The 25,436-nt window shown below is 54.1% G+C and carries 28 protein-coding genes; 16 read left to right on the top strand and 12 right to left on the bottom strand.

Annotation, left to right across the window (positions count from 1 at the left end; translation table 11 throughout):
- Positions 1-52: 52 nt before the first annotated feature.
- Together USG84_RS03310 and USG84_RS03305 are read left to right on the top strand one after the other, a co-directional pair.
- Positions 53-1,336, top strand: coding sequence for a YeaH/YhbH family protein (locus USG84_RS03310; RefSeq protein ID WP_320738157.1), 1,284 nt, complete (start codon positions 53-55; stop codon positions 1,334-1,336).
- 98 nt (positions 1,337-1,434) lie between these two features.
- Positions 1,435-1,941, top strand: coding sequence for a YbaK/prolyl-tRNA synthetase associated domain-containing protein (locus tag USG84_RS03305; protein WP_151413270.1), 507 nt, complete (start codon positions 1,435-1,437; stop codon positions 1,939-1,941).
- Between the two features lie 5 nt (positions 1,942-1,946).
- On the opposite strand, the gene yoaI is transcribed toward USG84_RS03305, so the two are convergent.
- Positions 1,947-2,051, bottom strand: a complete 105-nt coding sequence (gene yoaI / locus USG84_RS03300) for a small membrane protein YoaI (protein WP_151413204.1) — start codon at positions 2,049-2,051, stop codon at positions 1,947-1,949.
- A 144-nt stretch (positions 2,052-2,195) separates the two neighbouring features.
- On the opposite strand from yoaI, the gene USG84_RS03295 reads away from it, so the two are divergent.
- Complete coding sequence (locus USG84_RS03295) at positions 2,196-2,642, top strand: DUF441 domain-containing protein (RefSeq protein ID WP_151413203.1); 447 nt, start codon at positions 2,196-2,198, stop codon at positions 2,640-2,642.
- Here USG84_RS03295 and USG84_RS03290 read toward each other — a convergent pair.
- A complete protein-coding gene (locus USG84_RS03290; RefSeq protein ID WP_151413202.1) occupies positions 2,626-3,417 on the bottom strand; it encodes an AraC family transcriptional regulator in 792 nt (263 codons plus the stop codon). The genes USG84_RS03295 and USG84_RS03290 overlap by 17 nt on opposite strands.
- 99 nt (positions 3,418-3,516) lie before the next feature.
- Here USG84_RS03290 and USG84_RS03285 point away from each other — a divergent pair, with 99 nt between their 5' ends.
- Positions 3,517-4,704: a CynX/NimT family MFS transporter gene (locus tag USG84_RS03285; protein WP_151413201.1), complete on the top strand. Its 1,188-nt coding sequence runs from the start codon at positions 3,517-3,519 to the stop codon at positions 4,702-4,704.
- A 31-nt stretch (positions 4,705-4,735) separates the two neighbouring features.
- Here USG84_RS03285 and USG84_RS03280 read toward each other — a convergent pair whose 3' ends face one another.
- Positions 4,736-5,443 carry a CTP synthase gene (locus tag USG84_RS03280; protein ID WP_061098536.1) on the bottom strand — a complete coding sequence of 236 codons (708 nt, stop codon included), beginning with the start codon at positions 5,441-5,443 and terminating at the stop codon, positions 4,736-4,738.
- 101 nt (positions 5,444-5,544) lie between these two features.
- Between USG84_RS03280 and USG84_RS03275 the strand changes: the two genes are divergently transcribed.
- The gene (locus USG84_RS03275) at positions 5,545-5,889 is read left to right on the top strand and encodes a DUF488 domain-containing protein (RefSeq protein WP_253541582.1); all 345 of its coding nucleotides are present in this window, start codon (positions 5,545-5,547) and stop codon (positions 5,887-5,889) included.
- Here the strand turns inward: USG84_RS03275 and USG84_RS03270 are convergent, their stop codons facing one another.
- The gene (locus USG84_RS03270) at positions 5,890-6,195 is read right to left on the bottom strand and encodes a hypothetical protein (RefSeq protein WP_061098538.1); all 306 of its coding nucleotides are present in this window, start codon (positions 6,193-6,195) and stop codon (positions 5,890-5,892) included.
- 80 nt (positions 6,196-6,275) lie between these two features.
- On the bottom strand, positions 6,276-6,530 hold the full coding sequence (locus USG84_RS03265) for a DUF333 domain-containing protein (RefSeq protein WP_045261615.1): 255 nt from the start codon (positions 6,528-6,530) through the stop codon (positions 6,276-6,278).
- Positions 6,531-6,842: 312 nt separating this feature from the next.
- On the opposite strand from USG84_RS03265, the gene USG84_RS03260 reads away from it, so the two are divergent.
- The gene (locus USG84_RS03260) at positions 6,843-7,862 is read left to right on the top strand and encodes a sensor domain-containing diguanylate cyclase (protein ID WP_253543481.1); all 1,020 of its coding nucleotides are present in this window, start codon (positions 6,843-6,845) and stop codon (positions 7,860-7,862) included.
- 45 nt (positions 7,863-7,907) lie between these two features.
- On the top strand, positions 7,908-8,006 hold the full coding sequence (locus USG84_RS03255; protein ID WP_014883431.1) for a YoaK family small membrane protein: 99 nt from the start codon (positions 7,908-7,910) through the stop codon (positions 8,004-8,006).
- Positions 8,007-8,132: 126 nt separating this feature from the next.
- On the opposite strand, the gene USG84_RS03250 is transcribed toward USG84_RS03255, so the two are convergent.
- A complete protein-coding gene (locus USG84_RS03250; protein ID WP_028012758.1) occupies positions 8,133-8,381 on the bottom strand; it encodes a GlsB/YeaQ/YmgE family stress response membrane protein in 249 nt (82 codons plus the stop codon).
- A gap of 278 nt (positions 8,382-8,659) precedes the next feature.
- On the bottom strand, positions 8,660-10,144 hold the full coding sequence (locus USG84_RS03245) for a diguanylate cyclase (protein WP_253541578.1): 1,485 nt from the start codon (positions 10,142-10,144) through the stop codon (positions 8,660-8,662).
- 172 nt (positions 10,145-10,316) lie between these two features.
- Between USG84_RS03245 and USG84_RS03240 the strand changes: the two genes are divergently transcribed.
- Positions 10,317-11,816 (top strand): EAL domain-containing protein, encoded by a 1,500-nt coding sequence (locus USG84_RS03240; protein ID WP_151413199.1) that lies wholly within the window; start codon positions 10,317-10,319, stop codon positions 11,814-11,816.
- Between the two features lies 1 nt (position 11,817).
- Here USG84_RS03240 and USG84_RS03235 read toward each other — a convergent pair whose 3' ends face one another.
- From USG84_RS03235 to icd, 4 genes are all read right to left on the bottom strand, one after another.
- Positions 11,818-12,063: a DUF2543 family protein gene (locus USG84_RS03235; protein ID WP_028012755.1), complete on the bottom strand. Its 246-nt coding sequence runs from the start codon at positions 12,061-12,063 to the stop codon at positions 11,818-11,820.
- Positions 12,064-12,132: 69 nt separating this feature from the next.
- Positions 12,133-12,480: a DUF1304 domain-containing protein gene (locus tag USG84_RS03230; protein ID WP_151413198.1), complete on the bottom strand. Its 348-nt coding sequence runs from the start codon at positions 12,478-12,480 to the stop codon at positions 12,133-12,135.
- A 67-nt stretch (positions 12,481-12,547) separates the two neighbouring features.
- Positions 12,548-14,545 (bottom strand): BCCT family transporter, encoded by a 1,998-nt coding sequence (locus USG84_RS03225; RefSeq protein ID WP_253541576.1) that lies wholly within the window; start codon positions 14,543-14,545, stop codon positions 12,548-12,550.
- Between the two features lie 317 nt (positions 14,546-14,862).
- On the bottom strand, positions 14,863-16,113 hold the full coding sequence (icd, locus tag USG84_RS03220; protein WP_061098543.1) for an NADP-dependent isocitrate dehydrogenase: 1,251 nt from the start codon (positions 16,111-16,113) through the stop codon (positions 14,863-14,865).
- A gap of 117 nt (positions 16,114-16,230) precedes the next feature.
- Between icd and rluE the strand changes: the two genes are divergently transcribed.
- The 8 genes from rluE (at position 16,231) to USG84_RS03180 (ending at position 24,038) form a co-directional block, all read left to right on the top strand.
- The gene (gene rluE, locus USG84_RS03215; protein WP_151413197.1) at positions 16,231-16,884 is read left to right on the top strand and encodes a 23S rRNA pseudouridine(2457) synthase RluE; all 654 of its coding nucleotides are present in this window, start codon (positions 16,231-16,233) and stop codon (positions 16,882-16,884) included.
- A gap of 9 nt (positions 16,885-16,893) precedes the next feature.
- Positions 16,894-17,367, top strand: a complete 474-nt coding sequence (locus USG84_RS03210) for an NUDIX hydrolase (protein WP_151413196.1) — start codon at positions 16,894-16,896, stop codon at positions 17,365-17,367.
- A 40-nt stretch (positions 17,368-17,407) separates the two neighbouring features.
- Positions 17,408-18,520: a tRNA 2-thiouridine(34) synthase MnmA gene (gene mnmA / locus USG84_RS03205; protein WP_061098546.1), complete on the top strand. Its 1,113-nt coding sequence runs from the start codon at positions 17,408-17,410 to the stop codon at positions 18,518-18,520.
- A 26-nt stretch (positions 18,521-18,546) separates the two neighbouring features.
- The gene (hflD, locus tag USG84_RS03200; protein ID WP_013097081.1) at positions 18,547-19,176 is read left to right on the top strand and encodes a high frequency lysogenization protein HflD; all 630 of its coding nucleotides are present in this window, start codon (positions 18,547-18,549) and stop codon (positions 19,174-19,176) included.
- A 19-nt stretch (positions 19,177-19,195) separates the two neighbouring features.
- The gene (gene purB, locus USG84_RS03195; protein ID WP_151413195.1) at positions 19,196-20,566 is read left to right on the top strand and encodes an adenylosuccinate lyase; all 1,371 of its coding nucleotides are present in this window, start codon (positions 19,196-19,198) and stop codon (positions 20,564-20,566) included.
- 123 nt (positions 20,567-20,689) lie between these two features.
- A complete protein-coding gene (gene phoP, locus USG84_RS03190) occupies positions 20,690-21,361 on the top strand; it encodes a two-component system response regulator PhoP (protein WP_025911763.1) in 672 nt (223 codons plus the stop codon).
- The gene (gene phoQ, locus USG84_RS03185) at positions 21,362-22,825 is read left to right on the top strand and encodes a two-component system sensor histidine kinase PhoQ (protein ID WP_253541574.1); all 1,464 of its coding nucleotides are present in this window, start codon (positions 21,362-21,364) and stop codon (positions 22,823-22,825) included. It abuts the gene before it with no gap.
- Between the two features lie 91 nt (positions 22,826-22,916).
- The gene (locus USG84_RS03180) at positions 22,917-24,038 is read left to right on the top strand and encodes a JmjC domain-containing protein (RefSeq protein WP_151413194.1); all 1,122 of its coding nucleotides are present in this window, start codon (positions 22,917-22,919) and stop codon (positions 24,036-24,038) included.
- Positions 24,039-24,080: 42 nt separating this feature from the next.
- On the opposite strand, the gene pepT is transcribed toward USG84_RS03180, so the two are convergent.
- The gene (gene pepT, locus USG84_RS03175) at positions 24,081-25,304 is read right to left on the bottom strand and encodes a peptidase T (protein ID WP_151413193.1); all 1,224 of its coding nucleotides are present in this window, start codon (positions 25,302-25,304) and stop codon (positions 24,081-24,083) included.
- Between the last annotated feature and the right edge of the window lie 132 nt (positions 25,305-25,436).

The raw sequence follows: 25,436 nt of genomic DNA, 5'->3' as shown, positions 1-25,436 counted from the left end.
CGCCTGCCGGGCCAACAAAAACGCAAGTTGGCAAATGCAGTACGGGGGGTATATGACCTGGTTTATTGACCGGCGTCTTAACGGCAAAAACAAGAGCACGGTGAACCGCCAGCGCTTCTTGCGCCGTTACAAAGCGCAAATCAAACAGTCGATCTCCGAGGCCATCAACAAACGCTCGGTGACCGACGTCGACAGCGGCGAGTCTGTCTCCATCCCTACCGATGACATCAGCGAACCGATGTTTCATCAGGGGCGCGGCGGCCTGCGCCATCGCGTACACCCGGGTAATGACCACTTCGTTCAGAACGACAGAATTGAGCGCCCTCAGGGCGGCGGCGGTGGTTCAGGAAGCGGTCAGGGACAGGCCAGCCAGGACGGTGAAGGTCAGGATGAGTTCGTTTTCCAGATTTCAAAAGATGAATATCTCGACCTGCTGTTTGAGGACCTTGCGCTGCCGAATCTGAAAAAGAATCAGCACCGTCAGCTTAACGAGTACAAAACCCATCGTGCGGGCTATACCGCTAAAGGCGTGCCCGCCAATATCAGCGTTGTGCGTTCGCTGCAGAATTCGCTGGCGCGACGCACTGCCATGACGGCAGGCAAGCGTCGCGAACTGCGCGAGCTGGAGAGCAGCCTGAAGGTCGTGGAAAACACGGAGCCGGCGCAGCTGCTGGAAGAGGAGCGCCTGCGTAAAGAGATTGCCGAGCTAAGAGCGAAGATTGACCGTGTGCCGTTTATCGACACCTTCGACCTGCGCTACAAGAACTACGAAAAACGGCCTGAACCCTCCAGCCAGGCGGTGATGTTCTGTCTGATGGACGTCTCCGGCTCGATGGACCAGGCCACCAAGGATATGGCGAAGCGTTTCTATATCCTGCTCTACCTGTTCCTGAGCAGAACCTATAAGAACGTGGAAGTGGTCTATATCTGCCATCACACCCAGGCCAAAGAGGTGGATGAACATGAGTTCTTCTACTCCCAGGAGACCGGGGGGACCATCGTATCCAGCGCCCTGAAGCTGATGGATGAAGTGGTGAAAGAGCGTTACGACCCGGCGCAGTGGAACATTTATGCCGCGCAGGCGTCGGATGGCGACAACTGGGCCGACGACTCACCGCTGTGTCACGAGATCCTGGCGAAGAAAATTCTGCCGGTGGTGCGTTACTACAGCTATATCGAAATCACCCGTCGCGCCCACCAGACCCTGTGGCGGGAGTATGAACATCTGCAGTCCATGTTCGATAACTTTGCCATGCAGCATATCCGCGATCAGGATGATATTTATCCTGTGTTCAGGGAGCTGTTCCACAAACAATCTGCAACCAGCAACGCATAACCCACAGCCAGCGAATCCGCTGGCTGTTTTCTTTCGACCCCGTTTATCCCGTGCTAATGTAGCAAGCTGCATACTGGATTATGACCGGGAAAATTGTGATGACTGACGACGTTATTGGGGCTGGAACCCACCAGAAGCTGATCACCTTACTTACCGCGCAGGGCGCGCGTTTTCGCGTCATGGAGCACGAGGCGGTGGGGAAATGCGAAGCGGTGAGTGAAATTCGCGGGACCGATCTGCGCCAGGGCGCAAAAGCGCTGGTCTGCAAAGTGAAGGGCAACGGCGTTAAAAAACACGTACTGGCGATTCTGGCCGCCGACCTGCAGGCCGATCTGAGCCAGCTTGCCAGCCACTTTGGCGGGCTTAAGGCCTCCCTCGCCAGCCCGGCCGAGGTTGATACCCTGACCGCCTGCGTTTTTGGCGCTATTCCGCCCTTTAGCTTCCATCCTGATTTAGCGCTGGTTGCCGACCCGCTGCTGTTCGAGCGTTTCGACGAAATCGCCTTTAACGCCGGTTTACTGGAGAAATCCGTGATCATGGATACCCAGGATTACCTGCGCATTGCCCGTCCTGAGCTTGTTAACTTCCATAAAGCGTCGTCGTGACGGCGCTAGCCTCTTCTTTCCAGAAACAGCACGGAGGCGACGAGAATCACGGCAATAGCGAAAAACGATGAGGAGATAATGAGCGTTTCAACAAACATGTGATCGTGCATGATGGCGGCCCCTTTGCGATACCTGCTTCCGTTTTAATCCGCGCAAATGACAAGGTTATGACAACAATATAATCTTTTTAAAACTGTTCTCCGCCGCGTTTCCGCGTACAGTAAGCAGGGTAACTATTCTGGCAAGGACTCCCCATGTTTGACCCTACTCTGCTCATTCTTCTGGCTCTCGCCGCGCTCGGGTTTATCAGCCACAACACCACCGTCGCCATCTCGATTCTGGTGCTGATAATTGTGCGCGTGACCCCGTTAAACACCTTTTTCCCGTGGATAGAAAAACAAGGCCTCACCATCGGGATCATCATTCTAACCATCGGGGTGATGGCACCCATCGCCAGCGGAACGCTTCCCGCTTCGACGCTGCTGCACTCGTTTGTGAACTGGAAATCGCTGATGGCGATCGCGGTAGGCATTTTTGTCTCGTGGCTGGGCGGGCGCGGCGTTACGCTGATGAGCAGCCAGCCCTCGCTGGTGGCGGGCCTGCTGGTGGGCACCGTGCTCGGCGTGGCGCTCTTCCGCGGCGTGCCGGTGGGCCCGCTGATTGCGGCAGGGCTGGTTTCCCTGTTTATCGGGAAGTCATAGTCAGGCTGGCCATGTAACGCGCCGGCGTCTGGCCCAGCCCCTTCCTGAACATGGTGATAAACGCGGTGGTGGAGTCATAGCCCAGCGTTTGTGCCACCTGCTGTACGGATTTCCCGCTTATCAGATGCTGTAACGCCACAATCAGCTGCAGCTGATGACGCCAGCGACGAAAGCTTAAGCCGGTCTCTTTGACCACCAGCCGCGCCAGGTTACGTTCGCTCATCGCAAAGTGGCTCGCCCACTGGGCCAGCGTCTGCCAGGCGGCGGGCTCTTCCGCCATCTTCTCGCTCATCAGCCGGATTTTAGGGTGGGGTGAGACGGGCAGCTGCAGATGCTCCTGGCGCTGGAGCGGCAGCTCGTCAAACAGGACGTCCACCAGGCGCGAGGTGGCCGCAAGATGCAGCTGTTCACGCGTTTTCTCCGCCAGGGATAAAATCAGCTCCCGCACGAGGGGAGAAATTTTCAGGGTGCAGCAGCGGTCGGGCAGGCTGGCGGCGCCAGGCTCAATAAACAAAAAGCACAGCTGCGCCCCCGGCGTGGCCCTGTTGCTGTGCGGCATTTGGCCTGGGATCCAGACGGCGTACTGGGGCGGTACCATCAGCATGGCATTTTCCACTTCGCAGGTGATCGCGCCGCCAAGGGCCAGAATCAGCTGCCCCTTACGGTGTTGATGCTGCGGAATATATTGTTCTTCCGCCACCACGCGGATGCGAAACGCGACGGCCGCATCGTGCTGGCTATCAGGATCGTAGCCGTCCAGTCCCAGACCAATCATCAGGTTGTCCGATATTAGCGATAAACTGTCATTTTAGCCTGATTTCAACCACTGAGAAAATCGGTATTGTGTGCGCTCGCTTGAACGTATGAGAACACAATGACTACTGCTCTTCGCACCTCAGGAAAACAGGGCGCGCTGTTGATTGCAGGCATTCTGATGATTGCCACCACGCTTCGCGTCACCTTTACCGGAGCAGCCCCGCTGCTCGATACCATTCGCCTTGATTATGGCTTAAGCACGGCACAGACCGGTCTGCTGACCACCCTGCCCCTGCTGGCCTTTGCTCTTGTCTCCCCGCTCGCGGCAGGCGTTGCCCGGCGTATCGGCATGGAGCGCAGCCTGTTTATCGCCCTGATGCTGATTTGCATCGGGATTGCGGTTCGCTCCCTGCCTTCCGCAACCCTGCTTTTCATCGGAACGGCGGTCATCGGCTGCGGGATCGCGCTCGGAAATGTGCTGCTGCCCGGCTTAATTAAGCGTGATTTCCCGGGCCAGGTTGCCCGACTTACGGGCGCCTACTCCCTGACGATGGGTGTCTCTGCCGCGCTAGGCTCGGCGCTGATCGTTCCGTTGGCGCAGGGTGATGCGGGCTGGCATGGCGCGCTGCTGATGCTGATGGTGTTTCCGCTGATTGCCCTGTTGCTCTGGCTGCCGCAGTGGCGCCAAAAACACGTCGCAACGGTAACGGGCGCCGGCGCGCTGCATAACCGCGCGATCTGGCGCTCGGCACTCGCCTGGCAGGTGACGCTCTTTCTGGGGATTAATTCGCTGATTTATTACGTTGTCATCGGCTGGCTGCCGGCCATATTGCTAAGCCACGGCTTCAGCGAAGCGCAGGCCGGCTCGGTGCATGGCCTTTTACAGCTTGCCACGGCCGTGCCGGGGCTTGCCGTTCCGCTCGTCCTCCATCGCCTGAATGATCAGCGAACCATCGCCGGAGCGGTTGGGCTGATGTGCGCGGTTAGCGCGGCAGGCTTGTGGTTTATGCCTGATATGGCGGTGATGTGGACGCTGGTGTTTGGCTTTGGTACCGGGGCAACGATGATCCTCGGCCTGACGTTCATCGGCCTGCGCGCCAGCTCCGCACATCAGGCGGCAGCGTTGTCCGGTATGGCGCAGTCTATTGGTTACCTGCTCGCCGCCTGCGGTCCGCCGCTGATGGGCAAAATTCACGATTCGGCTGGAGACTGGCGGATCCCGCTTCTCGCCTGCGCGCTGGCCGCTGTCGTCATGGCCATCTGCGGCGTACTTGCCGGGCGCGACCGGGAAATCGCGCCCCGATAAACACGATGGCAGACCATCGGGTCTGCCTTTTTTACCCGCGCGCCGCGCGCAGCATTGCCTGCACCAGCACCACCGGACGCCCTTCCAGCGCAGCACGCTCGTGCTGGAATAAGGTGATCACAAAGAACGGATGGGTCACCAGCTCCGCCGCGCGGATTTCCCCCTGCTCGTCCCAGCCCGTCACGCGCATATCACCGCTCTCCAGTTCCCGGGCAAATGCCGCCGATACGCCATAGCTACAGCGATAACCCTCTACGATTTCCGGCTTTCCGTAGGCCTTCGCGATCAGCGTATTATTGCGCAGCTCAATGGCTTCGGTTTTTTCCACCAGCGAGCAGGCCAGCGGCGCAATCACCATCGTACCTTCAGTATCCGTCTCAGCATGTGCGGCATCGCTCCAGCCCAGCACGTTACGGGCATATTCAATCAACGCATGCTGGAATCCACCGCAGGTGCCCAGGAACGGAATGCTGTTTTCACGCGCGTAGCGTGCGGCAATAAAGGCCGCCTCGGTATTTTTATAGGGGCTTGCGGGAACCAGCCAGATGGCATCGTAGCCCACCAGATCCTCAGAACTGGTTAATTCCGTGGTGGCAAGCCAGTCGTAATCGGCGGTGAGGTCAAGGACTGCGGCGGCGTCGTCAATGGCCAGCGGGATCGCCTTGTGTGCAATAACGTCAGGATTGTAATCGCCAACCAGCGCAATGCGCAGCGTCGTTTTAACCGGGAGGTGTTCCATGAAAGGTTCCTTATGCCAGAGTATTATCAGATAACATAAGGAACCTCAGACTACCGATCTTCTGCAATTATCACAATACCTTAAATTGGGAGGGTGGAATCATGATTCAGTGCAAACGCGTCTATGAGCAGGCAAGCCCGGACGATGGCTATCGGGTTCTGGTGGACAGGCTCTGGCCCCGCGGGGTTAAAAAAACGGACCTCGCGTATGACGAATGGTGTAAAACGCTCACGCCGTCCAGTGCGTTACGCAAGGACTTTCATAGCGAAGCGATTGATTTCGCGACCTTCACTCAAGCCTACAAGGACGAGCTGGCGCAGCATAAGGACGAGGGAGAGCGTCTGGCGGCGCTGGCGCACAGGCAGACCGTAACCCTGCTCTACGGCGCGAAGGACACGAAGCAGAATCACGCTCTGGTCTTAGCCGACTGGCTGCGTCAGCTGTGATCAGCCGACCGTCAGCGCATTCTGAATTTGCGGAGCTTCGTCCGGGGTAAGCGGCATCAGGTGTTCGGCGCGGACAAACGCAAAGCCGTGCTGATTGTCAAAGGCGTAGACGTCTCCCGTCACCAGCCAGAGCGCGCGGTCCGCGCTTGCGGGTAACTGCGTCATCACGCCGTTGACCGGGTTAACGAAACGCTGGCCGGGCTGGCAAAGGCCAAATAGCTCAACGGATTTACCAATATTGCGACGGCCTGACGCCGTGCGGGCACCAACGATCATCGCCATGCTGCCCGGTTTAAGCTGAAACATACTTCTCTCGCGGTAACGGTAGCCAGACAATGGCTAAGAATAATCCTAAAGAGAAGTGTATCGCAGCTACTATCCCTCTGTCACCTGGCGGGTTGCGGATGATCGCGACGATAGAGCGTCCATTCGTCGATCACTTCGCCGCCAGGCAGCTTGCACTCGGTGCGGACACCCTGCGGGCTTTGAATCGGGACCTGTTCCCCGCCCTTTTCCAGGCAGTAAACGGAAGCCGGGTTCGCCATGCCCACGGCGTGCGGTGGTTTCGGGGCGTCGGGTGGGGTTGTTTTTGCGGTGCAGGCAACCAGGGGAAGCGCCAGCGCCAGTAGCAGAAATCTCATCTTGTTGATCCTTTTAACATCATCGTTGGCTAAGGGTAACGGCTTGTCGCCGCTTTCTCCATGATTTCTCCATTCTAACTGCACTTTTCAACGCTATAGTCTGGCATGTTCTCACTTTGACCAGAGAACATCATTCCGTAATCAAGATGTCTTTGCCCCGCTCTCAACAACGGGGCTTTTTTTCCCCGCCCAATCCCCCTTCTTTCAGCCTGTATTAAATTTTCTGCATTCATGTTTAACTATGCCGGAAGCCTACGAATTCAGCATAACATGCAGATGCAGACGTCTTCTGCCTGGGAGTCTTTCTACGTCATGTCGGATATTATCCTTGCCCGTGTTTCAGAAACCCTCGCCACTGAGCAATCTCTTGAAAGTCTTGTTCGCCAGCTGCTGGAGATGCTGGAAATCGTCACCGACATGGAGTCGACATACCTGACGAAGGTGGATATCAAAGCGCGGCTGCAGCACATCCTCTATGCCCGAAACAGCAAGCAGATGACGATCCCCGAGGGGCTGAGCGTGCCGTGGGATGAAACGCTGTGTAAGCGCGCGCTCGATAGCGACACGCTGTTCAGTAACGATGTTCCCGAGCGCTGGCCGGAGTGTGAAGCGGCGAAAGCACTCGGCATTACCACTTACATGAGCATCCCCGTTCATCTTGCCGATGGCTCGCTATACGGTACGCTCTGCGCCACCAGCACGGCCAAAAAACCGCTCAGCGCGCGCGGTGAACAAATGCTAAAACTCTTCGCCGGATTGATTAGTCAGTACATTCAGAAAGAGTCTCTGGTAACTCAGCTCCGTGAAGCCAACGCGGCGCTTATCGCGCACTCCTACACGGATGCCCTTACAGGATTACCCAACCGTCGCGCCATTTTTGAGGATCTGACCACCCTGTTTTCCCTGGCGCGTCATCTGAAACGTAACGCCATCATTGCCTTTATCGATCTGGATGATTTCAAACTGATTAACGATCGGTACGGGCACGAAGCAGGCGACCAGTTCCTGATTGAAGTGGGCAAGCGTTTGACCGCAGAAAAACAGCAGGACGATATCATCGGTCGGCTGGGCGGCGATGAGTTTCTGGTAGCCACTCTAAGCAACGTCAAGAATGAGGAGCAAATTCACCTTCTCAGAACGCGCCTCAGCGCCCGAATTGCGGGGGAATACTGGCTGGGTAGCATCAGCATTATTTATCCTGGCGCCAGCCTCGGCGTTATCGAAGTGGATCCCGGCGTAACCGATCCGGACAGTGCGTTACGTGCCGCGGATATCGCGATGTATCAGGATAAGAAAGGAAAAAGTAAAACAGGCTTTCTCACGATGGATTAACCCCGTACACTCTACGGCGTTACAAAAACCGAAACAGGTGATGATATGAGAATAGGGATCCTCTTCCCGGTCGTTATTTTTATAACGGCGGTGGTATTTCTGGCGTGGTTTTTTGTCGGTGGTTACGCGGCTCCAGGGGCATAAATGAGAAAAACCACCCTGATTATGTTGATCGTGGCCGTCGTGGCGTTTGCCGGCACGCAGTTTGGCTGGTGGTAACCCCGTTACGTAAAAAGGCCGCCATCTGGCAGCCTTTTTAACGCTTCAGTATTAGCTTTTGATCTTTCTGTAGATAAACAGCACAACCAGCGCGCCGATCACTGCGACCGCGAAACTGCCGAAGTTAAAGCCATCGACTTTACCAAAACCGAACAGCGTACTGATCCAACCGCCGACTACCGCGCCGACAATACCCAGTATTATGGTGACGATAAACCCACCGCCATCTTTGCCCGGCATGATCCACTTCGCCAGAATACCCGCAATAAGCCCAAAGATAATCCAGGATAAAATTCCCATAACTTTCCTCTCTGTATGGTTTTTGTCATTAAATCAACGACACAAAAAGGATAGCACAGGATCTGAGAAAGGAAATTTGTGATAAGCCTCACAGAGAGAGTCTGCGCATTTCTTCATCAACACACCCTTCCACAAGAACTGTGGGGTTGCATCTTTTGTTGAGAAAGATTATCTTTCTCAACACTGAATAGTTGAGAAAAATACTCAGGTATTCAGTACGACATTGCTCACATTGCTTCCAGTATTTCTTGCCCACTCTTGAGTGGGCTTTTTTTTGATCAAGCTCCAACGAAAGCGTGCCGGTTGCGTCCGCCGCGTTTTGCCTGATAGAGCGCCTGGTCGGCAGCATTAATAATATTCTGCTGGCTACCCAAGATATTGACAGCACGCGCGCTGGAGACCCCCACGCTTACCGTGACCCGCCCGAAGGGGCTAAACGCGTGTTCAATTTGCTGAGAGAAAACATTGCGAATAATTGCCTGCGCAAGGCGGAGCGCCTCCTGGATATCCGTTTCAGGCAAAATCACCGCAAACTCCTCCCCGCCATACCGCGCCACAACCTGGTTGTCGCGGGTGAGGCTTTCCCTGAGGCAATTTCCCAGCAACGCCAGGCATCTGTCCCCTTCCGGATGGCCGTAGTTATCGTTGTACTTTTTGAAGTAGTCCACATCCACAAGGAGCAGCGAAAGCGGCGCGTCCTTTGTCGCACACGCCGCGATTTCCGAGAGGATTTTTTCATCAAAGATGCGCCTGTTATAAAGCCCTGTCAGCGCATCCTCCGAGGCAATAATCTTTAGCGCTTTGTTATCCCGTGCTTTTCTGGATAAGTCGGAATAGAGGAAACAGGACGCCACGATGAGCGTCGCGGTAAACACCAAAATAAGTGCGGCAAGCTGAATCGCCTGCTTGCGCCACGGTGAAAGGGCTTCATCAATGCTTACCGCTACCGTGGTAACCAGTCCGTAGCGCCTGTTTTTCTCATAGGCATAAATGCGTTCGATTTTATCAAACCGGGAGACGGAGCTGGCTATACCTGTATTTTGTACCTTGAGGTATTTTCTGAAGAGAGGTGAGTCAGAAAAAATCGTACCGATATAGTTATTTTTAAAGGGATAACGAATCAGTAAAACGCCTGCTTGCGTCGTTAAACCAATAACGCCCGCGTGACCAATATTAATCTGTCCATAAAGCGCCAAAAAATTTTCGATACCCAGCGTCACCACCACAACACCGTTAAATGCACCGGTGTGGGTTTCAAGGCGTCGGCTAAGGGTAATAACCCATTTACCATTGGTTCTGCTTATCACCGGCTCACCAATATAAATCTGCTGACTTTTATTTTCCTTGTGATAGACAAAAAATGCCCTGTCCGCGCCTTTATGCGGGCCGGCAAAATTCTTGTGCAATGCAGTGAAGATATCCCCATGCGCATCATAGACAACCACGTTATTAATCTGAGTAAGAAGATTATCCTGATTGCTTATCATTCGCTGAATATTGATCGCCTGTTGCGGGGTCATACCATAAATTTCAATTGTGTCAGAAACGGTAGTAATCAACATTTCACTCTGGCGAATGATCCCTTCCGTGTAGACGTTCAGGGTATGGCTCAGGTTGGCAACGCTGGTATTGATCTGCTGAATTGACTGCTGTCGGGACGTGGCAATCTGGACGGCAAGCGACAATGAAACAATCAATGAGACAATGATGACGGTAATGGTTGTTGTGTAAAAAGTATTTTTCACATGCACGAGCTTTTCCACCTTATCACGCCTGGCATCCCTGGCTGACAACTCTTGTCACTGTAACAAAGCTCAGGTTAAGAGGAAAACGAATTGCACTTAAGCGTAACGGCCGCCGTTATTATCAGGCTTGTAGCTTGTCCTGCCTGTGATAAGATTTGAGAGATGAGGGAGCGGACAGGGTATCTGGAAAATGAAAAAGATCATTGCCGTTACTATCGTTTCAGCGTTTCTGGTCTTCCTGTCTCTTTTTGCGGTAAATGCAGTTATCGTGAGCCAGCAGAAAAGCAAACAGCTTGAGATTTCCCGTACCCTTTTACAGCACTCAGAAGGTCTGACCCAGAGCGTAGCGCAGACCCTCAAAAACCTGACCACACAGGGATGCGACAAAGACAGTCTCGATCGCTACCGGCAGGTCAAGCTTGAAAGCCTCTATGTTGCAGACGTCGGTTTTACTGAAAAGGGAAAAATAGTCTGTACCGCTTTTTGGGGTAAACTCGTTAACCCTGTTCCGCTTCCTGAAGAACTCCATGAAACGCCCAGAGGATTTCTCCTCGCACAATTTTCCAGAAAAGATTTTTTTACCGGCAATGCGGCCATCTATAATAATCACATTATCTTCACCTCCCGCTATGCTTACGATAAATTCACCCCGGTTACGGAGAGCTATTCTCTGAGCACCACCACCAGGGACTTAAGCAGAACATTTTTTTCGGCTACGCCTGAATTTAACCAACAGAGCGAACTACATTCCTCCTTGTTTACCTTGACCCTCACCCAGTGCAGCACCTCCTGGGATTTGTGCGTCATTGTGAAGCATCACAACGCGGGACTGGCCTCGTTATCTCCCGTCGTGTTTATCGTTCTCGCGGTCATTTTATGTTTTGTCTGGATTGCGATAACGCTATTTTTCTTTCGACTCAACGAGGACCGGTTCTCTCTGGAGCGGACGCTGGTCAAAGCGGTTATCACTAATACCATCGGCGTTCATTACCAGCCGATTGTTCGGATTGAGGATAAAAAAATTGTGGGCGTGGAGGTCTTGTCGAGATGGCGTGACGCAAGATACGGTGACGTCTCCCCGGAACTGTTTATTCCATTAATCAAAAAAATCGGCCTGTATAAAAATTACTATATTAATATTTTGCAAAAATCCCTTTCGGATATCGCACCGCTTATTATTAAATATCATCTGGTTGTTTCGCTCAATGTTGGCCGAACGGAAATTGAAGACGGACAGTTTATCAGCATTTTGCGCCGTAGCTGTTTAGCTAATAACATTCCGCTCTCTCTGATAAAAATCGAGCTTTCTGAAAAAGCTATTTCAACGGGGAATATTCTGGAAGATTTCTGCAAGGATTTAAAAAATCTTGGCGTGAGAATATCCATTGATGACTTCGGGGTGCAAAACTCAAACCTGGCAAGGCTATCGCTGCTTGAATATGATGAGATCAAAATCGACAAGTCGCTGGTCGATGGCATCAGTGAACATTACAAGCAGAACATTTTTGTCATCTTTAGCGACGCCCTCGCAAAACTGAATAAAACGCTTGTTTTCGAAGGCGTAGAGAGCGAAATACAGTATCGCTTTATTGCTGAAAGATACCCCGAGGCGCTGATTCAGGGATGGTATTTCTCAAAATCCGTCACCCGGAGCGAGCTTGCGAAGCGACTCGCTGGGATCGCGCGGTAGGCTACTCGTTTCCCCACTGGTTGAGAAAATTCGCAATATCGTCAATACGTTCGGCACGAACCCCGGCTTCACGCGCCATCTCCTGCTGAGCTTCCTCATCGATCTCCTCATTATTCGACAAACGGGTGAGAAGAAGCTGGAAATAATGCGCCAGCGAGTCCTGCTCTGACTCACTCACGGGCTTTGTGGCTTCCGTCGCGTATTCTTCGACGATGTCATAATACTTGAGTGGGATTTCGTTATTCATAACAGCGTTAACCTCTGAGGGGGAAGCCACAAGTATATCCGACGACGTACGGTTAACCAACGCGCTGCGTCAGATAAGCAGGGCAAGCAGGGCTGCAAGAGCAGGCAGGGCCTGAACGTACAGTATCTTTCGGCTGGCGGTCGCTGCGCCAAAGAGACCGGCAATCAACACGCAGGTCAGGAAGAAAATGGCCACAGATATACCCTTTTCACCAAGCCAGAGGCTCCAGAGCAGACCCGCAGCCAGAAAACCATTATACAGCCCCTGATTCGCGGCGAGCACGCGGGTATCGCGCGCAAAATCGGGACGCAGATTGAAGGCCTTGTGCCCTGTTCTGGTGTTCCACAGGAACATTTCCAGCACAAGAATGTAGATGTGGATGAATGCAACGACAGCGATAAGAATGGTGGCTAACATTATTTTTTTCCTGCTGGAAGAGAGTGCCTACCCTAACGTAATGCCGCCCTAAGGGCGGCAAAACATATTAACGAACCAGGTGCAAGAAGTGCAGGTGTTTTTCATACTGGTCAAGTATGTCGTTAATAAGCTGTTCCTGATTCCAGCCCATCACATCATAATTCTGACCGCCCTCTTTCAGATAAACTTCTGCGCGATAATAACGGTGCTGCTCCGCCTGCTGCTCATCATTATCCATCGCGGCAAGCGCAAAAGTAGGCGAATTGTAGCCACGAAGCCTTACTTCATAAATAAAGTTCAGCTCATTGCCTAAATCCACTTCAAGCCGGAGACGATCGTCAGCCGCATCACTGATATGGCTCAGGGTCCCCTGCTTGTTCAACTCTTCCTGAACCAACGTCATGGCAGGCTGAATAACCTCGTCCATAAACCGTTTCACCAGAGAGCGTTTTGGCAGATAGGCAATGTTACGCAGCCTTCTCTGCCACGGAATAGGGTTACGTGCGGCAGTCGGCGCAATCGTCGCCATGCTCAGACTTTCACGTTTGGTCAAATCTCGACGCAGGGCTTTTAACAGTCCGTAAATTGAGATCAATAAGATCGCGGAGAACGGTAATGCGCTCGCTATCGTTACGGTTTGCAGCGCGCTCAGGCCACCCGCAATCAGCAATGCGATAGCAACAATTCCCATGAGCGATGCCCAGAAAATTCGCTGCCAGACAGGCGTGTTCGCGACGCCGCCAGACGCCAGCGTATCAACAACCATTGCCCCGGAGTCAGCCGAGGTGACAAAGAACACGATAACCATCGCCATTGCAATAAATGACAACACTGACGAGAACGGGAAATGTTCCAGGAAATTAAACAGCGCCAGCGCGACATCCTGCTGGACGGTATTTGCCAGGTCAGTGGCTCCCTGGTTCATGATGAGATAAATGGCGCTGTTACCAAACACCGTCATCCACATGAGGGTAAAACCAGCGGGAACAAACAGCACGCCCGTAACAAACTCACGAATTGTCCTGCCACGGGATACGCGCGCGATGAACATACCGACAAACGGCGACCAGGAAAGCCACCATCCCCAGTACAATAGCGTCCATCCACCAAGCCAGTTGCTTGATTTCGGTTCGTAGGCGTAAAGGTTAAAGGTTTTACTCACTAATTCCGAAAGATAACCGCCGGTATTTTCGACAAATGATTTCAGTAAAAGGACGGTTGGTCCAAGACACAGCACAAGCGCCAGGAGTAAAACAGCCAGACCCAGATTGAGTTCAGAGAGGATACGAATTCCCTTGTCCAGACCGGACACCACTGAAATCGTCGCTAACCCCGTGATGACTACAATCAGAATGACCTGCACCGTTTCATTGATGGGCACCCCAAAAAGGTGGTTCAGACCGGCATTAACCTGCAAAACACCGTAACCCAGCGATGTGGCAACGCCAAAGACCGTCCCTATCACCGCAAAAATATCGACTGCATGGCCTATTGGCCCATAGATGCGATCGCCGATGATGGGATAGAGTGCAGAACGCAGCGTTAACGGCAAACCGTGACGGTAGCTGAAGAATGCCAGAATCAGCGCCACAATGGCATAGATGGCCCAGGCATGCAGCCCCCAGTGGAAGAACGTTAGTCGCATGGCTTCTTTCGCTGCGGCTACGGTTTCAGGGGTGCCGACGGGTGGCGAAAGGTAATGCATTACCGGTTCGGCAACGCCAAAGAACATCAGGCCGATCCCCATCCCTGCCGAAAAAAGCATCGCAAACCAGGAATGGTAGCTGAAATCAGGCTGGGCATGATCCGGCCCCAGTTTGATATCACCGTAGCGCGAAAGGCCGAGGAAAGTGACGCTCAGCAAAATCAGGGCGACAGCAAGAATGTAGAACCAGCTGGCATTCGTGAATATTTGTTGCTGAAGCAGTTTGAATTTTTTGTCTGCCAAATCCGGGAATACAGCGGCAAAGGCGACAAGAAGGAAAATTAACAAAGCAGATGTGAAGAATACCGCTTTGTTAATCTGGCTTGTAGACTTCTTTGGGATAGTATCATTTTCACTCATCGTAATTTATTCCATTAACTTTCGAACGCTCTGGATCTAAAGCGTTATCTTCCTTAGGGTAGCAAATATCCGTTGCTTTTGCAGTCAGGTGAGCAAGGGCTTAAGCTCGTTTATTACGAACAATCTGATCCGAAAAAATCAGCCAGCTAGCTGGCGATTTGGCTTCTGAATATTTGGCGCTACACCCAAATACTATTGATACCATCTGAGGACGTAATTTTTTATAGCGATGGAACAAATATTATTTATCCCTTCTAAAAGAATAATAAAAAAACGGGAACCATCAGGCTCCCGTTTTGTTTGATCCAGAATCTGGATTACATATTCGCGATAATCGCGTCGCCAAACTCTGAGCATTTCAGCAGCTTAGCGCCTTCCATCAGACGTTCGAAGTCGTAAGTTACGGTTTTCGCGTTAATCGCGCCTTCCATACCTTTGACGATCAGGTCTGCGGCTTCGAACCATTCCATATGGCGCAGCATCATCTCTGCGGAGAGGATGATAGAGCCTGGGTTCACTTTGTCCTGGCCGGCGTATTTAGGCGCAGTACCGTGGGTTGCTTCGAACAGGGCGCATTCGTCACCGATGTTCGCGCCTGGGGCGATACCGATACCGCCAACCTGTGCAGCCAGGGCGTCGGAGATGTAGTCACCGTTCAGGTTCATACAGGCGATCACGTCGTATTCCGCTGGACGCAGCAGGATCTGCTGCAGGAACGCATCGGCGATCACATCTTTAATGACGATCTCTTTGCCGGTATTCGGGTTCTTGATCTTCTGCCACGGGCCGCCGTCGATCAGCTCACCGCCGAACTCTTCTTGCGCCAACTGGTAACCCCAGTCTTTGAACGCGCCTTCGGTGAACTTCATGATGTTGCCTTTGTGAACCAGGGTCACAGAGTCACGGTCGTTGGTGATCGCGTATTCAATTGCCGCGCGCACCAGACGTTTGGTCCCTTCTTCGGAGCACGGCTTGATGCCGATACCGCAATGCTCAGGGAAGCGAATTTTCTTCACGCCCATCTCTTCGCGCAGGAATTTAATCACTTTTTCTGCGTCAGCAGAGTCAGCTTTCCATTCGATACCCGCGTAGATGTCTTCTGAGTTTTCGCGGAAGATAACCATGTCGGTCAGTTCTGGGTGCTTAACCGGGCTTGGGGTGCCCTGATAGTAACGAACCGGACGCAGACACACGTACAGGTCCAGCTCCTGACGCAGTGCCACGTTCAGGGAACGGATGCCGCCGCCGACCGGGGTGGTCAGTGGGCCTTTAATAGCAACGCGGTAGTCGCGGATCAGGTCCAGCGTTTCCGCTGGCAGCCAGACGTCCTGGCCATAAACTTGAGTAGATTTCTCACCGGTGTAAATTTCCATCCAGGAAATTTTACGCTCGCCTTTGTAGGCTTTCTCAACAGCGGCATCAACCACTTTCAGCATTGCCGGGGTAACGTCTACGCCGATACCGTCACCTTCGATGAACGGGATAATCGGATTGTGAGGAACGTTAATCTTGCCGTTTTGCAGGGTGATCTTTTTACCTTCCGCCGGAACAACTACTTTGCTTTCCATTAACCTCTCCTTCGAGCGCTTCTGGTTGTTACTGATCTTATGTTAATAAATTGTAATGAGCCCTTCGATAGTACCTGATTGTCCTGCGCCATGAAAGGTCTTCGTTATTAGGCTATAATGCGGCAATTGATAACGCCTGAAAATACCATGAAGAAAACTTCTTTTACAAAACACCGGGTTGAGCGATTCAGCTCGCGACAAGCCACCAAAAGACCCCAGCAAAACCAGCCGAAGCGGGTGATTTTGTTCAATAAACCCTACGATGTTTTGCCGCAATTCACCGATGAGGCCGGGCGCAGCACGCTGAAGGATTACATCCCCGTTCAGGGCGTCTACGCCGCCGGTCGTCTGGACCGGGATAGCGAAGGTCTGCTGGTCTTAACCAACGACGGCGCTCTGCAGGCGAAGCTCACGCAGCCGGGCAAACGCACCGGAAAAATTTACTTCGTTCAGGTCGAGGGCGAGCCGGACGAAGAGACGCTGGCGAAACTACGTAGCGGCGTGACGCTGAACGACGGTCCCACCCTGCCCGCAGGTATTGAACGCGTGAATGAGCCGGAGTGGCTGTGGCCGCGTAACCCGCCCATTCGCGAGCGCAAATCCATTCCGACAAGCTGGCTCAAAATCACCCTGTATGAAGGCCGTAACCGTCAGGTTCGGCGCATGACCGCCCACGTGGGCTTCCCTACCCTGCGCCTGATTCGCTACGCCATGGGCAGCTACACGCTGGATTCCCTGGCAAACGGTGAATGGCGGGACGTAGCCCCTTAAGGAGAAACGATGTTTAAACCTCATGTCACGGTCGCCTGCGTGGTGCACGCGCAGGGTAAATTCCTGGTTGTAGAAGAGAGCATCAACGGCAGGGCGCTGTGGAATCAGCCAGCCGGGCATCTGGAAGCCAATGAAACCTTATTACAGGCAGCAAAACGTGAACTCTGGGAAGAGACCGGCATCCGCGCGGAGCCCCAGCACTTCATCCGCATGCACCAGTGGATTGCGCCCGACAGCACCCCATTCCTGCGCTTTTTATTCGCCGTTGAGCTTAGCGAAACGTGCGCCACAGAACCGCATGATGACGATATCGATCGCTGCCTGTGGGTCACCGCCGAGGAGATCCTGAACGCGCCAAACCTGCGCTCGCCGCTGGTTGCGGAAAGCATCCGCTGTTGGCAGTCAGGCGCACGCCTGCCGCTGGAGGTCATCGGAGAATTTAACTGGCCGTTTACAGAGGGTGTCAACGGTGGGGGGGCGTGATAGAATACGCCGCCTTGAAGTTCAATGTCGTGAGTATTCCATGTCAGATAATAGCCAGAAAAAAGTGATCGTCGGCATGTCCGGCGGTGTCGATTCCTCCGTTTCCGCCTACCTGTTACAGCAACAGGGCTATAAGGTGGAGGGCCTGTTCATGAAGAACTGGGAGGAAGACGATGGCGAGGAATACTGCACTGCCGCTGCGGATCTCGCCGACGCGCAGGCCGTATGCGATAAGCTCGGCATTGAACTGCACACCGTTAACTTTGCCGCAGAATACTGGGACAACGTCTTTGAACTGTTCCTTGAGGAGTACAAAGCCGGACGCACCCCGAACCCGGATATTCTGTGCAACAAAGAGATCAAATTTAAAGCCTTCCTGGAATTCGCCGCGGAAGATCTGGGCGCTGACTACATTGCGACCGGTCACTACGTGCGTCGTGCGGACGTGAATGGCAAAAGCCAGCTGCTGCGAGGCCTCGACGGCAATAAAGACCAGAGCTACTTCCTCTATACGCTAAGCCATGAACAGATTGCGCAAAGCCTGTTCCCGGTCGGCGAACTGGAAAAGCCTGAAGTGCGTAAAATTGCCGAAGAGCTGGACCTGATCACCGCGAAGAAAAAAGACTCTACCGGTATCTGCTTTATCGGCGAGCGCAAATTCCGTGATTTCCTGGGCCGCTACCTGCCTGCACAGCCGGGGAAAATTGTCACCGTTGACGGCGACGAGATTGGTCAGCATCAGGGGCTGATGTACCACACCTTAGGCCAGCGTAAAGGCCTGGGTATTGGCGGAACTAAAGAAGGTAGCGAAGATCCGTGGTACGTGGTCGATAAAGACGTCGAAAACAATATTCTGATTGTCGCCCAGGGCCATGACCATCCGCGTCTGATGTCCGTTGGCCTTATCGCGCAGCAGCTTCACTGGGTCGATCGCGAGCCGCTGAAAGGCACGCTTCGCTGCACGGTGAAAACGCGCTACCGCCAGACCGATATTCCTTGCACCATTACCGCGCTCGATGACGACCGCATTGACGTCCGTTTCGACGAGCCGGTCGCCGCCGTTACCCCGGGCCAGTCTGCTGTCTTCTACAGCGGCGAAATCTGCCTGGGCGGCGGGATCATTGAACAGCGCCTGCCGCTGCCCGCTGTTTAACCGATTGCACACATAAAGGAGACCGTGTGGCGAAGAATTACTATGACATCACCCTGGCGCTGGCAGGAATTTGCCAGTCTGCTCGTCTGGTGCAACAGCTGGCGCATCAGGGTCACTGTGACGCTGATGCCCTGCACGTTTCGCTCAACAGCGTTATCGACCTCAACCCCGGTTCAACCCTGGGCGTGTTCGGCGGCAGTGAAACCAATCTTCGTCTCGGTCTTGAAACCCTGCTTGGCGTGCTTAACGCCAGCAGCCGTCAGGGGTTAAACGCGGAACTGACCCGCTACACCTTAAGCCTGATGGTGCTGGAGCGTAAGCTGAGCGCGGCGAAAGGCGCGCTCAATACCCTGGGCGATCGCATCGCCGGGCTACAGCGTCAGCTCGACCATTTTGACCTGCAGTCTGAAACGCTGCTGAGCGCCATGGCGGGCATTTACGTTGACGTTATCAGCCCGCTGGGCCCGCGCATTCAGGTCACCGGCTCCCCTGCCGTGTTGCAAAGCCCGCAGGTGCAGGCGAAGGTCCGCGCTTCCCTGCTGGCTGGGATCCGCGCCGCCGTGCTGTGGCATCAGGTTGGCGGTGGCCGCCTGCAGTTAATGTTTTCTCGTAATCGCCTGACCACTCAGGCAAAACAAATTCTTGCTCATTGTTAACCTCCCGGAGTTGCGAATTATGGAATTATCCTCACTGACCGCCGTATCCCCTGTCGATGGACGCTACGGCGATAAAGTCAGCGCGCTGCGCGGGATCTTCAGCGAATATGGTTTGCTGAAGTTCCGTGTTCAGGTTGAAGTACGCTGGCTGCAAAAGCTGGCCGCCCAGGCAGCAATCAAGGAAGTTCCTGCTTTTGACGAAAAGGCAAACGATTACCTTGATAAAATCGTTGCTGAGTTTAGCGAAGAAGATGCCGCGCGCATTAAGACCATTGAACGCACCACCAACCACGACGTGAAGGCGGTTGAGTACTTCCTGAAAGAGAAAGTGGAAAGCGTCCCGGCCCTGCACGCGGTATCCGAGTTCATTCACTTCGCCTGTACTTCCGAAGACATCAACAACCTGTCTCACGCGCTGATGCTCTCCACCGCGCGTAAAGAAGTGGTGCTGCCTTACTGGCGTAAAATCATCGACGCGGTGAAAGCGCTGTCCGTGGAATACCGCGACATTCCGCTGCTTTCCCGTACTCACGGCCAGCCAGCCACCCCATCCACGATGGGTAAAGAGATGGCGAACGTGGCGTACCGTATGGAGCGCCAGTACCGTCAGCTGGAACAGGTTGAAATTCTGGGCAAAATCAACGGCGCGGTCGGTAACTATAACGCCCACATCGCCGCTTACCCGGAAGTTGACTGGCACCAGTTCAGCGAAGAGTTCGTGACCTCGCTGGGCATTCAGTGGAACCCGTACACCACCCAGATTGAGCCGCACGACTACATTGCCGAGCTGTTTGACTGCATCGCGCGCTTCAACACCATCCTGATCGACTTCGATCGTGACGTGTGGGGCTACATCGCGCTGAACCACTTCAAGCAGAAAACCATCGCCGGTGAAATTGGCTCCTCCACCATGCCGCACAAAGTGAACCCAATCGACTTCGAAAACTCCGAAGGCAACCTGGGACTGGCGAATGCCGTACTGCAGCATATGGCGAGCAAGCTGCCGGTTTCCCGCTGGCAGCGCGACCTGACCGACTCCACCGTGCTGCGTAACCTTGGCGTGGGCATTGGCTACGCGCTGATCGCGTATCAGTCCACCCTGAAGGGCGTGAGCAAGCTCGAAGTGAACCGTGACCGTCTGCTGGACGAGCTGGATCACAACTGGGAAGTGCTGGCAGAGCCGATTCAGACCGTGATGCGCCGCTACGGTATCGAAAAACCGTACGAGAAGCTGAAAGAGCTGACCCGCGGTAAACGCGTTGATGCCGAAGGCATGAAACAGTTTATCGACGCTCTGGCACTGCCGGAAGAAGAGAAAACCCGCCTGAAGGCGATGACCCCTGCGAACTACATTGGTCGCGCCATCACCATGGTTGATGAGCTGAAGTAACGTCCCTTCCCCCCTTTCCGCCCGGAAAGGGGGTTGCTTTTCCCCGGTTTACTGAATGTTTATCCCCACAGCAACATAATCAGCGTTAAACTATTCATACTATTTATTCCGGGAGAAAAGATGATGCGCGTACTGGTTGTTGAGGATAACGCATTGCTACGCCACCACCTGAAGGTTCAGCTTCAGGAGATGGGACATCAGGTGGACGATGCTGAAGATGCAAAAGAAGCCGATTATTATCTCAATGAACATCTGCCGGACATCGCCATTGTCGATTTAGGCCTGCCTGATGAAGACGGCCTGTCGTTAATTCGTCGCTGGCGCAGCCATGACGTTTCCCTGCCGGTTCTGGTTCTCACCGCCCGCGAAGGCTGGCAGGACAAAGTTGAAGTGCTCAGCGCCGGTGCCGATGATTACGTCACCAAACCGTTCCATATTGAAGAAGTGGCGGCGCGCATGCAGGCGCTGTTACGCCGCAACAGCGGGCTGGCTTCACAGGTTATCTCCATTCCGCCTTTCCAGGTGGATCTCTCCCGGCGCGAGCTTTCGATCAACGATGAAGTGATAAAGCTCACCGCGTTCGAATACACCATTATGGAAACGCTGATCCGTAACAGCGGCAAGGTAGTGAGCAAAGACTCTTTAATGCTCCAGCTCTACCCTGACGCTGAGCTGCGCGAGAGTCACACCATTGACGTGCTGATGGGCCGTTTGCGTAAGAAAATCCAGGCGCAGTATCCGCAGGACGTGATCACGACCGTCCGCGGCCAGGGCTACCTGTTCGAATTACGCTAAATGAGACGGATTTTGCGCCACATTCTGCCCCTCTCGCTGCGGGTTCGTTTTTTACTGGCAACGGCCGCGGTGGTGCTGGTGCTGTCGCTCTCCTACGGTCTGGTCGCCCTGGTGGGCTACAGCGTCAGCTTTGATAAAACGACCTTTCGACTATTACGCGGCGAAAGTAACCTGTTTTATACCCTGGCCAAATGGGAAGACAACCATATCACCGTTGAAATGCCGGAGAACCTGGATCAACAGAGCCCCACTTTAGCCCTGATTTATAACGAAAAGGGAAAGTTGCTTTGGGCGCAACGCGATATTCCGTGGCTGGCGAAAAGCATTCGTCCGGAGTGGCTCAAAACCAACGGGTTTCATGAGATAGAAGCCGATCTCAACACCACCAGCACGCTGATCCGCGAAGATCGCTCGATGCAGCAAAAGCTCAATGAAATCCGTGCTGACGATGCCGAAACGGAAATGACGCACTCGGTGGCGATCAATATCTACCCGGCGACCATGAACATGCCGCAGTTGACCATTGTGGTGATCGACACCATTCCGGTTGAGCTAAAACGTTCCTATAAGGTCTGGGGCTGGTTCGTTTATGTTCTGGCCGCAAACCTGCTGCTGGTGATCCCGCTGCTTTGGTTGGCAGCCTGGTGGAGCTTGCGCCCTATTGAGTCCCTGGCGCGAGAGGTGCGCGAGCTTGAGGAACACCATCGTGAAAAGCTCAATCCGGAAACCACCCGTGAGCTGACCAGCCTGGTGCGTAACCTCAATCGCCTGCTCAAAAGCGAGCGTGAACGCTATGATAAGTACCGTACGACCCTGACCGACCTCACCCACAGCCTGAAAACGCCGCTGGCCGTGATGCAAAGCACCCTGCGTTCCATGCGCAGCTCAAGGCTGAGCGTCGACGATGCCGAGCCGGTGATGCTGGAGCAGATCAGCCGAATCTCGCAGCAAATTGGCTACTATCTGCATCGCGCCAGCATGCGTTCCGGCAGCGCGCTCCTGAGCCGCGAGCTGCACCCGGTGGCCCCGCTGCTGGATAATCTCACGTCCGCCCTCAACAAGGTTTATCAGCGTAAAGGGGTGAACATTAGCCTCGATATTTCGCCTGAGATTAGCTTTGTCGGTGAAAAAAATGACTTTATGGAAGTGATGGGCAACCTGTTAGATAACGCCTGCAAATACTGCCTGGAGTTTGTGGAAGTGTCGGCGCGCCAGACGGATAACGAGTTACACGTTATCGTTGAGGATGATGGCCCGGGGATCCCGCTCAATAAACGTGATGTGGTGTTCGATCGCGGTCAGCGAGCGGATACGCTGCGCCCCGGTCAGGGCGTGGGTTTAGCCGTCGCCCGCGAGATTGTCGACCAGTACGACGGAAAAATCGAAACCAGCGAAAGCTTGCTCGGCGGGGCCAGAATGGAAGTGATTTTTGGTCGTCAGCAGCCCACATCGGACGATAGTTAACCCGTTATGTGAAAAATGCGAGGATCTCGCAGCCGGGGGGCTGAGCTTCCGTTATAATCCGAGTCAGTAAGAGCCTGCGGAATAAAAAAATATGGATTATCACTTAACACTTAACTGGCCCGAATTTATTGAACGTTACTGGCAAAAGCGCCCGGTGGTTCTGAAACGCGGGTTCAGCAACTTTGTCGACCCTATCTCACCTGACGAGCTGGCCGGTCTGGCCATGGAAAACGAAGTCGACAGCCGCCTGGTCAGCCACCTGGACGGGAAATGGCAGGTCAGCCACGGTCCTTTCGAAAGTTACGATCATCTCGGCGAAAGCAACTGGTCGCTGCTGGTGCAGGCGGTCAACCACTGGCACGAGCCGACTGCCGCGCTAATGCGCCCGTTCCGCGCCCTGCCCGACTGGCGCATGGACGATCTGATGATCTCCTTCTCCGTACCTGGCGGCGGCGTGGGTCCGCATCTGGACCAGTACGACGTGTTTATCATTCAGGGTACGGGCCGCCGCCGCTGGCGCGTGGGCGAAAAAGTGCCGATGAAACAGCACTGCCCGCACCCGGATCTGCTTCAGGTTGACCCATTCGAAGGCATTATCGACGAAGAGCTGGAGCCGGGCGATATCCTCTACATTCCGCCAGGCTTCCCTCACGAAGGTTACTCCCTGGAGAACTCGCTGAACTACTCCGTCGGGTTCCGCGCGCCGAGCGGCCGCGAGATGATCAGCGGCTTTGCCGACTACGTCCTGCAGCGCGAGCTGGGCAGCTATCGCTACAGCGATCCGGACGTGCCCGCGCGCGAACATCCTGCTGACATCCTGCCGGAAGAGCTGGATAAGCTGCGCGGCATGATGCTGGATCTGATCAACGAGCCGGAGCACTTTAAACAATGGTTTGGCGAGTTTATCAGCCAGTCGCGCCACGAGCTGGACGTTGCACCGCCGGAGCCGCCGTATCAGGCAGACGAGATTTATGATGCGCTGCAGCAGGGTGACAAGCTGGTTCGTCTGGGCGGATTGCGCGTGCTGCGCATTGGTGAAGAGGTCTTCGTCAACGGTGAGAAGCTCGACTCCCCGCACCGCCCGGCGCTGGAAGCCATTGCCAGCCATCTGGTGTTGACTGCCGACACCTTTGGCGATGCGCTGGAAGATCCGTCCTTCCTCGCGATGCTAGCCGCGCTGGTCAACAGCGGATACTGGTTCTTTGAGGACTGAGTTGCTTTAATGCCCGGTGGCCCTGCGCCACCGGGCTTTTGCTTACCGCTTCGCGGTTAACTCCGCTATCCGCACAATCACCTTCACCGCTTTTTCCATTCCTTCCAGCGTCACGAACTCATGCTTGCCGTGGTAGTTGTAGCCACCGGTAAACAGGTTCGGGCACGGCAGCCCCATAAACGACAGCTGCGAGCCGTCAGTGCCGCCGCGAATCGGTTTTAAGACCGGTTCAATATCGCAGTCGCGCATAGCCTGCTGGGCGATATCCAGAATGTGCGGATGGGCCATCACCTTGTCGCGCATATTGTAATAGCTGTCTTCAATGATCAGCTCAATATAGCAGTCAGGATGCAATCCCTTCCCAACCTTCTTGGCGATCTCCATCATTTTGCGCTTGCGCGCCTCAAAGGCTTTACGGTCAAAATCGCGGATGATGTAATGCATCTGCGCGCTGTCCACGGTGCCTTTGATGCTGGTGAGGTGATAAAAGCCCTCATACCCCTCGGTCTGTTCAGGGCTCTCTTCCGCCGGGACTTCCGCATGAATACGCGACGCCAGCGACAGCGCGTTCACCATCACCCCTTTGGCAGAGCCCGGGTGAACGTTGTTTCCGACAATTTTTATGGTCACCGAGGCGGCGTTGAAGTTTTCATACTCCAGCTCGCCCACGCCGCCGCCGTCGACGGTGTACGCCCACTGCGCGTTAAAAGCTTCCACGTCGAAGTGCTTCGCGCCCTTACCCACCTCTTCGTCCGGGGTAAAGGCCACGCGGATGTCCCCGTGCGGGATGTTTTTATCTTTCAGCACCGCCAGCGCCGTCATGATTTCCGCGATGCCCGCCTTGTCATCCGCCCCCAGCAGCGTTTTGCCGTCGGTGGTGATCAGCGTCTGGCCGAGCAGCTGGTGCAGCACCGGGAACATCACAGGAGAGAGCACTTCGTCGCCAATACCCAGCGCAATATCGCCGCCGCGGTAGTTTTCCACAATCTGCGGGTTCACGTGTTTGCCGCTAAAATCCGGAGAGGTGTCGACATGGGAGATAAAGCCAATCGCCGGAATATCACCAGGCACATTCGCCGGCAGCGTTCCCATCACAGTGCCTTTTTCGCTTAACGTGACGTTGACCAGCCCCATGGCCTCAAGCTGCTCTTTAAGCAGGTTTAACAACTTCCACTGGCCTTCGGTGCTTGGCACCTGGCGGACACCCGGCTTAGATTGGGTATCCAGCGAAACATACTGTAAAAAACGCTCAAGTAATTTATCCATGCAGTCACCCTCACTTTTTGTGACAACATTATCAGTAAGCATCAAAACGCAAATATTGCGTCAGGTCACTTTTATCCCGCAAACGAGAACTTTTTACGTTTATATCTTTATGCGTTAATAAATGTAGCTTAT

The sequence above is a fragment of the Enterobacter sp. 168J2 genome (assembly GCF_034107265.1).
In the GTDB taxonomy this organism is placed as follows: Bacteria; Pseudomonadota; Gammaproteobacteria; order Enterobacterales; family Enterobacteriaceae; genus Enterobacter; species Enterobacter nematophilus.
The sequence above is the reverse complement of the archived record's forward strand: the minus strand, read 5'-3'. Positions and strand labels throughout refer to the sequence as shown.

Excerpts from the sequence above, each read along its gene's own strand:
- USG84_RS03250 (WP_028012758.1), bottom strand. The coding sequence starts at position 8,381 with ATGGGAATTTTATCCTGGATTATCTTTGGGCTTATTGCGGGTATTCTG.
- rluE (WP_151413197.1), top strand. The coding sequence starts at position 16,231 with ATGCGGCAATTGATAACGCCTGAAAATACCATGAAGAAAACTTCTTTT.
- USG84_RS03280 (WP_061098536.1), bottom strand. The coding sequence starts at position 5,443 with ATGGAACACCTCCCGGTTAAAACGACGCTGCGCATTGCGCTGGTTGGC.
- USG84_RS03235 (WP_028012755.1), bottom strand. The coding sequence starts at position 12,063 with ATGAATAACGAAATCCCACTCAAGTATTATGACATCGTCGAAGAATAC.
- USG84_RS03285 (WP_151413201.1), top strand. The coding sequence starts at position 3,517 with ATGACTACTGCTCTTCGCACCTCAGGAAAACAGGGCGCGCTGTTGATT.
- icd (WP_061098543.1), bottom strand. The coding sequence starts at position 16,113 with ATGGAAAGCAAAGTAGTTGTTCCGGCGGAAGGTAAAAAGATCACCCTG.
- purB (WP_151413195.1), top strand. The coding sequence starts at position 19,196 with ATGGAATTATCCTCACTGACCGCCGTATCCCCTGTCGATGGACGCTAC.
- mnmA (WP_061098546.1), top strand. The coding sequence starts at position 17,408 with ATGTCAGATAATAGCCAGAAAAAAGTGATCGTCGGCATGTCCGGCGGT.
- USG84_RS03255 (WP_014883431.1), top strand. The coding sequence starts at position 7,908 with ATGAGAATAGGGATCCTCTTCCCGGTCGTTATTTTTATAACGGCGGTG.
- phoP (WP_025911763.1), top strand. The coding sequence starts at position 20,690 with ATGCGCGTACTGGTTGTTGAGGATAACGCATTGCTACGCCACCACCTG.
- USG84_RS03225 (WP_253541576.1), bottom strand. The coding sequence starts at position 14,545 with ATGAGTGAAAATGATACTATCCCAAAGAAGTCTACAAGCCAGATTAAC.
- yoaI (WP_151413204.1), bottom strand. The coding sequence starts at position 2,051 with ATGCACGATCACATGTTTGTTGAAACGCTCATTATCTCCTCATCGTTT.
- USG84_RS03210 (WP_151413196.1), top strand. The coding sequence starts at position 16,894 with ATGTTTAAACCTCATGTCACGGTCGCCTGCGTGGTGCACGCGCAGGGT.
- USG84_RS03180 (WP_151413194.1), top strand. The coding sequence starts at position 22,917 with ATGGATTATCACTTAACACTTAACTGGCCCGAATTTATTGAACGTTAC.
- USG84_RS03270 (WP_061098538.1), bottom strand. The coding sequence starts at position 6,195 with ATGTTTCAGCTTAAACCGGGCAGCATGGCGATGATCGTTGGTGCCCGC.
- pepT (WP_151413193.1), bottom strand. The coding sequence starts at position 25,304 with ATGGATAAATTACTTGAGCGTTTTTTACAGTATGTTTCGCTGGATACC.
- USG84_RS03260 (WP_253543481.1), top strand. The coding sequence starts at position 6,843 with ATGTCGGATATTATCCTTGCCCGTGTTTCAGAAACCCTCGCCACTGAG.
- USG84_RS03295 (WP_151413203.1), top strand. The coding sequence starts at position 2,196 with ATGTTTGACCCTACTCTGCTCATTCTTCTGGCTCTCGCCGCGCTCGGG.
- phoQ (WP_253541574.1), top strand. The coding sequence starts at position 21,362 with ATGAGACGGATTTTGCGCCACATTCTGCCCCTCTCGCTGCGGGTTCGT.
- USG84_RS03305 (WP_151413270.1), top strand. The coding sequence starts at position 1,435 with ATGACTGACGACGTTATTGGGGCTGGAACCCACCAGAAGCTGATCACC.
- USG84_RS03310 (WP_320738157.1), top strand. The coding sequence starts at position 53 with ATGACCTGGTTTATTGACCGGCGTCTTAACGGCAAAAACAAGAGCACG.
- USG84_RS03240 (WP_151413199.1), top strand. The coding sequence starts at position 10,317 with ATGAAAAAGATCATTGCCGTTACTATCGTTTCAGCGTTTCTGGTCTTC.
- USG84_RS03290 (WP_151413202.1), bottom strand. The coding sequence starts at position 3,417 with ATGATTGGTCTGGGACTGGACGGCTACGATCCTGATAGCCAGCACGAT.
- USG84_RS03265 (WP_045261615.1), bottom strand. The coding sequence starts at position 6,530 with ATGAGATTTCTGCTACTGGCGCTGGCGCTTCCCCTGGTTGCCTGCACC.
- USG84_RS03275 (WP_253541582.1), top strand. The coding sequence starts at position 5,545 with ATGATTCAGTGCAAACGCGTCTATGAGCAGGCAAGCCCGGACGATGGC.
- USG84_RS03230 (WP_151413198.1), bottom strand. The coding sequence starts at position 12,480 with ATGTTAGCCACCATTCTTATCGCTGTCGTTGCATTCATCCACATCTAC.